Origin of the sequence: Serratia sp. Tan611 (genome assembly GCF_905188235.1) — a bacterium.
Classification (GTDB): domain Bacteria; phylum Pseudomonadota; class Gammaproteobacteria; order Enterobacterales; family Enterobacteriaceae; genus Serratia_B; species Serratia_B rhizosphaerae.
Window position 1 is genome coordinate 718,545 of sequence record NZ_LR994655.1, and the last position, 12,068, is coordinate 730,612.

At 60.3% G+C, this 12,068-nt stretch carries 10 protein-coding genes; 5 read left to right on the forward strand and 5 right to left on the reverse strand.

Translation table 11 applies throughout. The features are described 5' to 3' along the window. Positions 1-42 precede the first annotated feature (42 nt). From radA to TAN611_RS03365, 3 genes are all read left to right on the forward strand, one after another. Positions 43-1,422: a DNA repair protein RadA gene (gene radA / locus TAN611_RS03355; protein WP_105229690.1), complete on the forward strand. Its 1,380-nt coding sequence runs from the start codon at positions 43-45 to the stop codon at positions 1,420-1,422. Between the two features lie 58 nt (positions 1,423-1,480). After that, positions 1,481-2,743, forward strand: a complete 1,263-nt coding sequence (nadR, locus tag TAN611_RS03360; RefSeq protein ID WP_160028503.1) for a multifunctional transcriptional regulator/nicotinamide-nucleotide adenylyltransferase/ribosylnicotinamide kinase NadR — start codon at positions 1,481-1,483, stop codon at positions 2,741-2,743. A gap of 115 nt (positions 2,744-2,858) precedes the next feature. Then, entirely contained in the window at positions 2,859-4,295 is a 1,437-nt protein-coding gene (locus TAN611_RS03365; RefSeq protein WP_203067296.1) for a glycosyltransferase family 39 protein, read from the forward strand. A gap of 56 nt (positions 4,296-4,351) precedes the next feature. Here the strand turns inward: TAN611_RS03365 and ettA are convergent, their stop codons facing one another. The 4 genes from ettA to TAN611_RS03385 form a co-directional block, all read right to left on the reverse strand. Next, on the reverse strand, positions 4,352-6,019 hold the full coding sequence (gene ettA / locus TAN611_RS03370; RefSeq protein WP_105229693.1) for an energy-dependent translational throttle protein EttA: 1,668 nt from the start codon (positions 6,017-6,019) through the stop codon (positions 4,352-4,354). Between the two features lie 322 nt (positions 6,020-6,341). Further along, positions 6,342-6,836 (reverse strand): OmpA family protein, encoded by a 495-nt coding sequence (locus TAN611_RS03375; protein ID WP_105229694.1) that lies wholly within the window; start codon positions 6,834-6,836, stop codon positions 6,342-6,344. A 37-nt stretch (positions 6,837-6,873) separates the two neighbouring features. Then, complete coding sequence (locus tag TAN611_RS03380; protein WP_203067297.1) at positions 6,874-8,124, reverse strand: diguanylate cyclase domain-containing protein; 1,251 nt, start codon at positions 8,122-8,124, stop codon at positions 6,874-6,876. Beyond that, positions 8,121-8,717, reverse strand: coding sequence for a YfiR family protein (locus TAN611_RS03385; protein WP_105229696.1), 597 nt, complete (start codon positions 8,715-8,717; stop codon positions 8,121-8,123). Before TAN611_RS03385 ends, TAN611_RS03380 begins: the two co-directional genes overlap by 4 nt. A 476-nt stretch (positions 8,718-9,193) precedes the next feature. Here TAN611_RS03385 and sltY point away from each other — a divergent pair, with 476 nt between their 5' ends. Together sltY and trpR are read left to right on the forward strand one after the other, a co-directional pair. Further along, positions 9,194-11,113 carry a murein transglycosylase gene (gene sltY / locus TAN611_RS03390; RefSeq protein WP_197952190.1) on the forward strand — a complete coding sequence of 640 codons (1,920 nt, stop codon included), beginning with the start codon at positions 9,194-9,196 and terminating at the stop codon, positions 11,111-11,113. 54 nt (positions 11,114-11,167) lie between these two features. Beyond that, the gene (gene trpR / locus TAN611_RS03395; RefSeq protein WP_105233207.1) at positions 11,168-11,497 is read left to right on the forward strand and encodes a trp operon repressor; all 330 of its coding nucleotides are present in this window, start codon (positions 11,168-11,170) and stop codon (positions 11,495-11,497) included. Positions 11,498-11,514: 17 nt separating this feature from the next. Here trpR and yjjX read toward each other — a convergent pair whose 3' ends face one another. Beyond that, entirely contained in the window at positions 11,515-12,045 is a 531-nt protein-coding gene (gene yjjX, locus TAN611_RS03400; protein ID WP_105229697.1) for an inosine/xanthosine triphosphatase, read from the reverse strand. Between the last annotated feature and the right edge of the window lie 23 nt (positions 12,046-12,068).

Below are 12,068 nucleotides of genomic sequence, written 5' to 3' on the forward strand. Positions count from 1 at the left end.
GGCCGAATCATCAGCAAATCAGTATTCTCCAAGAGGTAACACGTGGCAAAAGCAGCGAAACGGGCGTTTGTATGTAATGAGTGCGGGGCGGATTATCCGCGCTGGCAGGGGCAGTGCAGCGCGTGCCAGGCCTGGAATACCATTACCGAGGTCCGTCTGGCCGCCTCGCCTGCGGCGGCGCGCAACGAGCGTTTCAGCGGCTATGCCGGCGAGAACGGCGTCAGCAAGGTGCAGCGACTGTCGGAGATCAGCCTGGAAGAGCTGCCGCGTTTTTCTACCGGTTTTCTGGAGTTTGACCGCGTGCTCGGCGGCGGCGTGGTGCCGGGCAGCGCGATTCTTATCGGCGGCAGCCCCGGCGCCGGCAAGAGTACCCTGCTGCTGCAAACGCTGTGCAAACTGTCAGAGCAGATGAAAACGCTGTACGTCACCGGCGAAGAGTCGCTGCAGCAGGTGGCGATGCGCGCGCACCGCCTAGGGCTGCCGACCGGCAACCTGAATATGCTGTCGGAAACCAGCATTGAGCAAATCTGCCTGATCGCCGAGCAGGAACAGCCGAAACTGATGGTGATCGACTCGATTCAGGTGATGCATATGGCGGATATCCAGTCCTCGCCGGGCAGCGTAGCGCAGGTGCGTGAAACCGCCGCTTACCTGACGCGCTTTGCCAAAACCCGCGGCGTGGCGATCGTGATGGTCGGCCACGTCACCAAAGACGGCTCGCTGGCCGGGCCGAAGGTGCTGGAGCACTGCATCGACTGCTCGATTCTGCTCGACGGCGACGCCGATTCCCGCTTCCGCACCCTGCGTAGCCACAAGAACCGCTTCGGCGCGGTCAATGAACTGGGCGTATTCGCCATGACCGAGCAGGGCCTGCGCGAGGTCAGCAACCCGTCGGCGATTTTCCTCAGCCGCGGCGAGGTGACCTCCGGCAGCTCGGTGATGGTGGTGTGGGAAGGTACGCGGCCGCTGCTGGTGGAGATCCAGGCGCTGGTGGATCACTCGATGATGTCCAACCCGCGCCGCGTGGCGGTGGGGCTGGAGCAGAACCGTCTGGCGATTCTGCTGGCGGTGCTGCACCGTCACGGCGGGTTGCAGATGGCGGATCAGGACGTGTTCGTCAACGTAGTCGGCGGTGTGAAGGTGGCGGAAACCAGCGCCGATCTGGCGCTGCTGCTGTCGCTGGTCTCCAGCCTGCGTGACCGCCCGCTGCCGCAGGATTTGGTGGTGTTCGGCGAGGTGGGCCTCGCCGGCGAGATCCGCCCGGTGCCGAGCGGTCAGGAGCGTATTTCGGAAGCGGCCAAACACGGTTTTAAACGCGCCATCGTGCCGCACGCCAACGTGCCGAAAAAAATGCCGGCCAATATGCAGGTGTTCGGCGTGAAAAAGCTGGCGGATGCGCTGGCGGTGCTGGATGAGTTTTAATGGCCGTCAGCGGAAGGAATCTGTGCTAACGTGTTTAGCATATTGAACAGGAGGCGTGATGCGGCAATTTGATTATCTGAAGGCGGCGATTAAGCAGCAGGGGTGCACCCTGCAACAGGTGGCGGACGCCAGCGGCATGACCAAAGGCTATCTCAGCCAGCTGCTTAATGACAAAATCAAGAGTCCCAGCGCGCAGAAACTGGAGGCGCTGCACCGCTTTCTTGGTCTGGAATTTCCGCGTCGGGAGAAAAAGGTCGGCGTGGTGTTTGGTAAATTTTACCCGTTGCACACCGGCCATATTTATCTGATCCAGCGCGCCTGCAGCCAGGTGGATGAGCTGCATGTGATTTTGTGTTACGACGAACCGCGCGATCGCGAGCTGTTCGATAACAGTTCGATGTCGCAGCAGCCGACGGTCAGCGACCGCCTGCGCTGGCTGCTGCAAACCTTCAAATACCAGAAGAATATCCATATCCATGCGTTCGACGAACAGGGCATCGAGCCGTATCCGCACGGCTGGGGCGTGTGGAGCAACGGCATGAAGCAGTTTATGGAACAGCAGGGCATTATGCCGAGCGTGATTTATTCCAGTGAAACGCAGGATGCGCCGCGCTACCGCGAATATCTGGCGACGGAAACCATCCTGATCGATCCTGAACGTTCGTTTATGAAGATCAGCGGCCGGCAGATCCGCCAGGACCCGTTCCGCTACTGGGAATATATTCCCACCGAAGTGAAGCCGTTCTTTGTGCGCACCGTGGCGATACTGGGCGGCGAGTCCAGCGGTAAGTCGACGCTGGTCAACAAGCTGGCCAATATCTTCAATACCACCAGCGCCTGGGAGTACGGCCGCGACTATGTGTTCTCCCATCTGGGCGGCGACGAAATGGCGCTGCAATATTCCGACTACGACAAGATTGCCCTGGGCCAGGCGCAGTACGTGGATTTTGCGGTGAAGTACGCCAACAAGGTGGCGTTTATCGATACCGATTTTGTAACCACGCAGGCGTTCTGCAAAAAGTACGAAGGGCGGGAACACCCCTTTGTGCAGGCGCTGATCGATGAGTATCGCTTCGATCTGGTGATCCTGCTGGAGAACAACACGCCGTGGGTGGCGGACGGTTTGCGCAGCCTGGGCAGCCCCGGCGAGCGCAAGGCGTTCCAGAACCTGCTTGAAGAGATGCTGCACGCCAATAACATTGAGTATGTACGTGTCGAGTCCAGCGACTACGATGAGCGCTTCCTGCGCTGTGTGGAGCTGGTGCAGCAACTGATGGCGGCGGACGTCGGCCGGGTGAAAGACGTGCCGCAGGCGGGCTGATTAGCTGATTGTGCGCTCGCCGCAACGCCGGGCCGCGATATGCGCCGCTGTTTACGTAATGTTCACGCTGTGCTGATTACGTTAGGTTTTTGTCACGATAAAGACAGTAAAAACCATGACGTATCGTTTACTTATTCTGTGGTTACTGGGCTATGCGGCGGCGTGGACGCTGCTCAGCGTTCAGCTCGATCCTACACTGCCCTACGACGCCGTCGAGGCGCTGAACTGGGGCCTGAATGCCGAATGGGGCTCGCCGAAAAATCCCTGGCTGGTGGGCGCGGCCATGCGTCCGGCGATCTGGCTGCCGGGCATACCGTTGAACGTTTACTGGTACGCCGGGCACTTTGCGGCGATCGCTATCGGTATGCTGGGCGTGTGGCTGCTGGCGCGGCGGCTGAGCGGCAGCAGGCGTCTGGCCTGGCTGGCGATGCTGACGCTCAACCTGTCCGGCATTATCAATTTCGACATTATCCCCTATAACGACAACTATCTGCTGGTGATGCTGTGGCCGTGGATGCTGCTGTTTTTCCACCTGGCGATTAGCCGCTCCGCCAACTGGTGGCCGGCCTTTGGCGTCGCAGCCGGTCTGGCGATGATGGCGAAATACTCCACCTTCGCCTTTGTTTATTTCATTGTGTTGTCGACGCTGATGATGCCGCAGATTCGCCGCTGCTATCGCCAGCCGCAGTTTTATCTGGCGGTGGCGATCTGGCTGGCGCTGGTGCTGCCGAATGTGCTCTGGCTCTGGCACCATGATTTTGCCGCGTTCCGATGGGTGGGCTCGCAGACCCGTATGCAGCTTAACGTCGGTGTTCTGCGTTCGTTGTTGCTGGTGTTTTACCCGCTGTTGGTGCTGTGGTGGATCCTGCGGCGCGCCGGCGCGGAGTTGGGCTGTCCGGACACTCGGCCGACGCGGGTGCTGCTGTGGGTGTACCTTTTGCCGCTGGGGATTATCGCCTTCTGGTTCTTCTTCCGCGTCGGCGGCCGACTGACCGAATGGCTGCAGCCGTTCTTTATCGTGGCGCCGGCGCTGCTGGCCGGTTGCGTACGTCAGCTGCCGACGCGTTCGCTGCGGGCGGCGACGATCGGGCTGCTGTGTGCCGCGCTGGCGGTATACCTGGGCTACGCGGCGGTGATGCTGGGCAATGTGCGCAACGCCGGGCAGAAGATGGTGGGTATCAAGGCGTTCAGCGCCGCGGTGGAGCAGCACTGGCGGCAGCGCTACGGCACCGGACTGCGCTATGTCGGCGGCGCCTATTTATCTCAGTGGATGACGCTATATGCCGATTCTCGCCCGCAGGTCATTACCCGCTGGTCCAATGATCTCCAGCCGAATATCTATAATGCTCACCTTGATGCCGCACAGCTGGCGCGGCACGGCGTGGCGCTGTTCGGGCGGCTGGGGGAGACGTGCGCGCAGAACGATTTTGACGGTGCGCTGGCGCAGTGGCCGTCGCTGCATATCGACCGGCGGCAGGAGATGTCGTTCCGGGCCGATCCGCAGGAGGAGGCCCAGACGCTGTGCGTGGCGTTTGTCCGGCCGAACGGCTGAACGGCAGCACCAATAAAAAGGCCCGCGAGCGCGGGCCTTGGCAAAGAGAAGCGCGCTTATTTGGCGATCTTCTTGTACTTGATGCGATGCGGCTCCAGCGCGTCGGCGCCCAGCGTACGCTTCTTGTACTCTTCGTATTCGGTAAAGTTGCCTTCGAAGAACTCCACCTTACCCTCATCCTGATAGTCGATGATGTGGGTGGCGATGCGGTCGAGGAACCAACGGTCGTGCGAGATAACCAGCGCACAGCCCGGGAACTCCAGCAGGGCGTTTTCCAGCGCGCGCAGGGTTTCGATATCCAGGTCGTTGGTCGGTTCATCGAGCAGCAGCACGTTGCCGCCAACCTGCAGCAGCTTGGCCAGGTGCAGACGGCCGCGTTCGCCGCCGGACAGTTCGCCGACGCGTTTGCCCTGATCGACGCCTTTGAAGTTAAAGCGGCCGACGTAGGCGCGGCTTGGCATTTCGGTGTTGCCGATGCGCATGATGTCCTGACCGCCGGAGACTTCTTCCCACACGGTTTTCTTGTCGTCCATGCTGTCGCGGAACTGATCGACCGAGGCCAGCTTGACGGTGTCGCCCAGCGTGATGCTGCCGCCGTCCGGCTGTTCCGCGCCGGAAAGCATGCGGAACAGGGTGGATTTACCGGCGCCGTTCGGGCCGATAATGCCGACGATGGCGCCCTTCGGCAGTGAGAACGACAGATCGTCGATCAGCACGCGGTCGCCGTAGGATTTATGCAGATTGCTGACTTCGACCACTTTGTCGCCCAGTCGCGCGCCAGGCGGAATGAACAGTTCGTTGGTCTCGTTGCGTTTCTGGTATTCGGTGCTGTTCAGTTCTTCAAAGCGGGCCAGACGGGCCTTGCCTTTTGACTGACGGCCTTTGGCGCCCTGACGCACCCACTCCAGCTCTTTCTCGATCGATTTGCGGCGTGCGGCTTCGGCAGAGGCTTCCTGCGCCAGACGCGCGTCTTTCTGCTCCAGCCAGGAAGAGTAGTTGCCTTCCCACGGGATGCCTTCGCCACGGTCCAGCTCGAGGATCCAGCCGGCGACGTTGTCGAGGAAGTAACGGTCGTGGGTAATCGCCACTACGGTGCCTTCGAAGTCGTGCAGGAAGCGCTCCAGCCAGGCGACGGATTCGGCGTCCAGGTGGTTGGTCGGTTCATCCAGCAGCAGCATGTCCGGCTTTTCCAACAGCAGACGGCACAGCGCCACGCGGCGGCGTTCACCACCGGACAGGTGCTCAATCTTGGCGTCCCACTCCGGCAGGCGCAGCGCATCGGCGGCGCGCTCCAGCTGGGCGTTGAGGTTGTGACCGTCATGCGCCTGGATGATCTCTTCCAGCCGGCCCTGTTCGGCGGCCAGTTTGTCGAAGTCGGCGTCTTCTTCCGCGTACAGCGCGTATACTTCGTCCAGGCGCTTCAGCGCGCCGACCACTTCCGCCAGCGCCTCTTCCACCGACTCGCGCACGGTGTGCTGCAGATTAAGCTGCGGCTCCTGCGGCAGATAGCCGATTTTGATGCCTGGCTGCGGGCGCGCTTCGCCTTCGATGTCTTTATCGATGCCGGCCATAATGCGCAGCAGGGTAGACTTACCGGCGCCGTTCAGGCCCAGTACGCCGATTTTTGCCCCAGGGAAGAAGCTGAGGGAGATGTTTTTCAGTATATGACGCTTCGGCGGTACTACTTTGCCGACGCGGTGCATGGTATAGACGTATTGAGCCACGTTGCTCGAGCCTCGCTATATCGGTTTACCGTTGAGGGCTTTCAATGTGCGCGCCGATGGCCGCCGTTTGAAAGCCGCGGGAATTAATCAGGATGTCTGAGGCGGGAGTGTAGCCCGTTTTTGCGTTCGATCCCAGCTATCGTATGACGATCGCCAAGTATACCCGTCATACTTCAAGCAGCAGGTGCGTTGGCGGCGCTCAGTCACCCGAATCACTTACTTGAATAAGCTCATCGGGATTCTCTCCCTTGCCGCCTGCCTGCAACTCGAATTATTTAGGTATATCATGCAAATGCGCCAGGAAAGGCGCATTTTACGGCGGTTATGGCGTAACGATGATCGACACGCGGCGGTTTTCGGCGCGGCCTTTGGACGTGCGGTTATCGGCGACCGGGTCGCGTTTGCCCATGCCGCGGGTCTCGATATCGGCGCGCGGAATGCCGACGCTGGCCAACTGATCGGCGACGGTGTTGGCGCGGCGCAGCGACAGCCGATCGTTGTAGCTGTCTTCGCCATAGTTGTCGGTATGACCGTCAAGACGGAATTTAACGATGTTGACGCTCAGCAGCGCCTGCCCCATTTTTTTGACCGTTTCTGCGCTTTCCGGGCTGAGTTTGCCGACGTTATTACCGAACAGCACTTTATCGGACATGCCGAACTCCCAGCCTTTATTGGTCAGCTTGAACCCTTGCGCCTGCAGCAGCGCTATCTGCTCTGCCGTGAGTCCCTGCTTGCTCTGGCAGCCGGCCAGCGCCAATACGGCGATAAACATCATCGCCAGCAGTGAAAAAGGTCGTGTGAAGCGTTGCTTGATCATAATGATTCCCTGTTTTCCTCTTGATCGGTTGGGGGGGCTATTTTTGAATCGCCAGCCGCCAACCTCCGTGATAACGATGCTTCGCCTGGTACATGGCGTCATCGGCTTCGTGCAGCAATCCCTGAGGCGTTGCCGCATGATCGGGGTAGAAGGCAATGCCGATACTGAGTGAGGCGATAACCTGTTGCTGGTTCGGCAATTCCACCGGCTGCGCCATACAGCCGATAATTTTATCGGCGATGTGCGTGACGTCTGACTGCCGGCGCACCGGCGACAGCAGCACGGCGAACTCATCGCCGCCCATACGCGCCACCACGTCGCCGTCGCGCAGCTGCGAGCGGATGCGGCCGGCGATGGTGGTCAGCACCGCGTCGCCCGCGGCGTGGCCGTGGCTGTCGTTGACCTCTTTGAAACGGTCTCCGTCGATAAACAGCACCGCCAGTTTTTCTTCGGGGGAAATATGACTCAGAGCATGGCTGAGCTGGCCTTCAAAAAAGGCGCGGTTCGGCAGACCGGTCAGGCTATCGTGCGTGGCGCGGTGGGTCAGCGAATCATTTTCCTGCTTAAGATGCGCCTGCCAGGCCTCAAGTTCTTCCAGCAGGCCGTTAAAATCTTTGCTCAGCGTGTGCAGCTCGGCTATCGGCGCCGACGGTACGCGCTGGCCGAAGCTGCGATCGCTGCGCACCACGTGGGCGACGTTGGCGATATCATTCAGCGAGCTTACGATGCCGTGTAGCATACGCCGCGACAGAATCAGGGCGCACAGGGTGCTGAGCGCCAGGCAGGCGATAATGCCGGCCAGTCCGCGTAATAAAAAGCGCAGCAGGGTGCCGCCGTGGCCTCTCAGCCAGACTTTACCGACCTGTTTTCCTTCGTGATTGATCGGCAGCTCGATGGCCTCCGGCATCACCCAGCGCGCAACCAACTGCTCCAGCCCGTGCAGCGGGCCGTCTTTGGGGTGGTGCCAGTAGGCCAGCAGTTTGCCGTCCTTGTTCAGTATTTTGGCTTCCGAGACCTCTTCATTGGAGGCGATCAGCATCAGCACTTCGCGCGCGGCGCTGCGATCGTCGAACACCACCGCAGCCTCCACCGTGTAGCTGATGGAGCGGGCAATCAGATGCAGGTTGTGGTTGGCATAGGCGCGCAGCGCAAACAGAGCGACCAGCGTCAGGAAAATACCGGCGGTGCCGACGGCGATCAGCGCCAGGCTCAGGTTCATGCGCTGCAGCACCTGGCCCAGCGTCGGCCGCGAATGAGCGGCGCGCTTTCTGCGAAACAGCCCGATCATGACGACCCCAGCTTACGCGCCAGTTGCAGGACGTTGGGGTGTACGCGCACGCCGCTGCGCGCCAGCGCATCCAGATTGACTTTAAAACCGATCTGCTCGCCCCGGGGCTGCAGGCAGAAGGCGCTGCCCGCACTGCATTCCGTATCATTTTCGCTGATGACGAGGATTGAATGGCCGGCGATGCGCGGGATCAGCGCCCGGCGCTGTGTATTGCTGACGTCTCCGAGATAGATCACGTCGCACTGCTGCGACAGTTTGCCGCTATCAAGCGGCAGTCGCTGCGTTTTAATCGGATGCGGGGCTTCCAGCAGCAGCGGGCTAAACAGGCCGTCGGCATAGCGCGTTTGCGCGGTAACGCACAGGCGAACAGGGTTAGGCGGCGTAGACCAGCGGGTATAGCTGATAATACCCAGCACCACGGTGGTGACGGCCTGAGTACGCGACTGCGTCAGTTCGCTGCTTTCGGTTGCGGCCTGCGAGCAAAACGGCATCAGCAGGAGCAGCCCGAGGAATAAGGGGCGAGAGAAAAATAAGCTCCGGAAGGAACCCTTGGCGGTGTTGGTTGAGCTGCTGGCGTATTCAGATCTCTTCATGGCTCATTTCGCCTGTTCCTGCAGCTTTACCTGAAAAAATTAATAAAAATCATTGCGAAAAGCGAACAATCGTCAAGCCCTGCGGACATTATCTAACCTATAATTTGCGCGGATTGTATTATAATCAGCCGCCGTTGTGCGGTTTATATGACAGTTTATAAGAATTATCTTACTTGTTTTTGCAAGAAGAAAAAACGCAGCCTGCCGCGCAGGTGCTTTTTCCCGATATGAAAGCTGTACACCGGGCGTGACGGTGGGCAGGAAGCGGGGAGATTCAGAATAATCAGGTGGTTTCCGGTGCCGTGAACGGACAGGGTAGGAGAATGTTTTGGTTGCGGCGCATCGGCAATTTTTGGTGAATGGATAGCGTTTTATGCTGTCTATGATGAGACAACAGCGCTCGGCGCAGCGCCATTCGCCCGCGGTAAGCGGCTTAAGACAAGACAACCAGCGAGGAAAGAATCAGTATGGTCAAGGTGGACAAGTGGCGGCTTCTGGCAATTGGCGTGTGTCTGACGGCTTTCTCGGGCGCGGCGTTGGCTGATTCGCTGGATGCCCAGCGCGAGCGTTATCAGCAGATCAAACAGGCATGGGACAATAAGCAAATGGATGTGGTGGCTCAGCTGATGCCGACGCTGCGCGACTACCCGCTTTACCCCTATCTGGAATACCGTCAGCTGACGCAGGATCTCGGCAGCGTCAGCTATCAGCAGGTCGGCGAATTTATTCGCCAGCATCCGACGCTGCCGCCGGCGAAATCGCTGTCGTCGCGTTTCGTTAATGAGCTGGCGCGTCGTGAAGACTGGCGTGGCCTGCTGGCCTTCAGTCCGCAGCCGCCGAAACCTGTTGCCGCGCGTTGCAACTACTATTACGCCGAGTGGGCGACCGGCGAGCGACAGGCCGCCTGGCGCGGGGTGAAAGAGATTTGGCGGTCGGGGAAATCGCTGCCGAACGCCTGCGATAAACTGTTCAGCGTCTGGCAGTCGTCCGGCGAGCAAACGCCGCTGGCGACGCTGGAACGGATGAAGCTGGCGCTGAAAGAGGGCAACGGCGGGCTGGTGACGCACCTGTCACGGCAGCTGCCGGCGGACTATCAGACCATGGGCGATGCGCTGGTAAGCCTGCAAAACGATCCGACCAGCGTGGAAGGGTTTGCGCGCAGCGTCGGCCCGACCGATTTTACCCGCTCGGTCACCCAGATTGCCTTCACCCGCCTGGCGCGTCAGGATGCGGAGAACGCGCGCGCGATGATCCCGACGCTGGCGCGCCTGCAAAAAATGAGTGAAAGCGACCGTCTTGAGCTGGAAGAAACGGTGGCGTGGCGCCTGATGGGCAATGACGCAACCAGCGAGCAGGCGCAGTGGCGCGATAGCGTGATCCTACGCAGCCAGTCGCCGTCGCTGCTGGAGCGGCGGGTGCGCATGGCGCTCGGCACCGGCGACCGCGCCGGGCTGAAAACCTGGCTGGCGCGCCTGCCGGAAGAGTCGCGCAATAAAGACGAATGGCGCTACTGGCGCGCCAGTATGCTGATGGATGAAGGCAACCGTCAGGAAGGCGAAGAGATGCTGCGCCGACTGATGAATGAACGTGGCTTCTATCCGATGGTGGCCGCGCAGAAGCTGAATGAAACTTACCCTATCATGGTGGCGGTGGCCGCCAAGCCGCGCACTTCGCTGGTGAGCGGGCCGGAAGTCGCGCGGGTGCGCGAGCTGATGTACTGGAATATGGACAACCTGGCGCGCGGCGAGTGGAACGCCTATGTGGCCAGCCGCAGCCAGCCGGAACAGGAAGCGCTGGCGCGTTACGCGTTCGAACAGAAATGGGCCGATCTGAGCGTGCAGGCAACCATCGTCGGTAAAATGTGGAACCACCTGGAGGAGCGTTTCCCTATTGCCTGGCCGGATGAATACCGCCGCGCCACCGAGGGGAAAGGCATCACGCAGAGCTATGCGATGGCGATTTCCCGTCAGGAGAGCGCCTGGAATCCGAAGGCGCAGTCGCCGGTCGGGGCGGCGGGGCTGATGCAGGTGATGCCGCGCACCGCGCAGCATACGGTGCAGAAGTTCGGCATTCCGGGTTACAGCAGCGCCAGCCAGCTGTTCGATCCGCAGACCAATATCACCATCGGCACCAGCTATCTGGAGTCGGTGTATCAGCAGTTTGACCGCAACCGCATTCTGTCGTCGGCGGCTTACAACGCCGGCCCGTCGCGGGTGAACACCTGGCTGAACAACAGCGGCGGCCGGATTGATGCGGTGGCGTTTATCGAGAGCATTCCGTTCTCGGAAACGCGCGGTTATGTGAAGAACGTGCTGGCTTATGACGCGTTTTACCGTCATTTCATGCATCAACCGGAAAAAGTGCTGACCGATGCGGAATGGCAGCGGCGTTATTGATTTGTGGAGCGTTATGGTATGCTGCTGTACTAGTTAAATAGTATGGTGGCCGCCATGACGCAATTATCACTGCACGATCCTGCTCTTTCAGAACAAGGCAATGAAGACTGGCAGCGTTTTGTCGCGCTGCTGCAGGGTTCCTTCGATCGGGATCTGCATCAGCCGCTGATGCAGCTGCTGTTGACGCCGGACGAGCGAGCGGCCCTTGGCACGCGCGTTCGGATTATCCAGGAGCTGATGCGTGGCGAGATGAGCCAGCGCGAGCTGAAGAATGAATTGGGCGCCGGGATTGCGACCATTACCCGCGGCTCCAACAGCCTTAAGGCGGCGCCGCCGGCGCTGAAGCAGTGGCTGGAGCAACAGCTGCTGAACGGCGCGCCATAGCGCCGTCCGCAGACGGTTCAGCGTGGCTGATGATGCTGATAAATCGGGTTGAGGAACGGCGCCAGCGCCAGTATCAGCGCCTGATGGTAAACGCTGGTGCGGCTCAGCCGCCCGTTGGTGAAGATAGCGATGGCGCCGCCCTGGCGCTTGATATCGGCGTTGCCGGTAATGGCCGCCATCTCACTGCCCAGCTCACGCCCGGCGTGAACTCCCTGCAGTACGGCTTCCGGCAGCATCAGGCTGGCGGAACGCGATTCGCCGCGGATGTGCGGATTTTCGATAGTCATCCAGGCGAAGGTCATATTGTCTTCGATTCCCGCTTCCACGCCGACCCAAAAGTCGGCTTCCGGCCGTGCCTGACGCGCTTCCGTCACGCGTTGGCGCGCGCCGGTGCGGGTTTCAGCATTGCCGATGGGTTGCGGAGAAACGCCGCTGGCGACGTCGACGGGTTCGACATGGCACCGGCCGGCGCCGTAGGTCTCGTCAAAGGCCAGCTGAATAGCCTTGATCTTTGCCGGGTTGGTAGTTGCAGCAACAACATGGTACATAAACGGGTCTGGCATCCTTATGC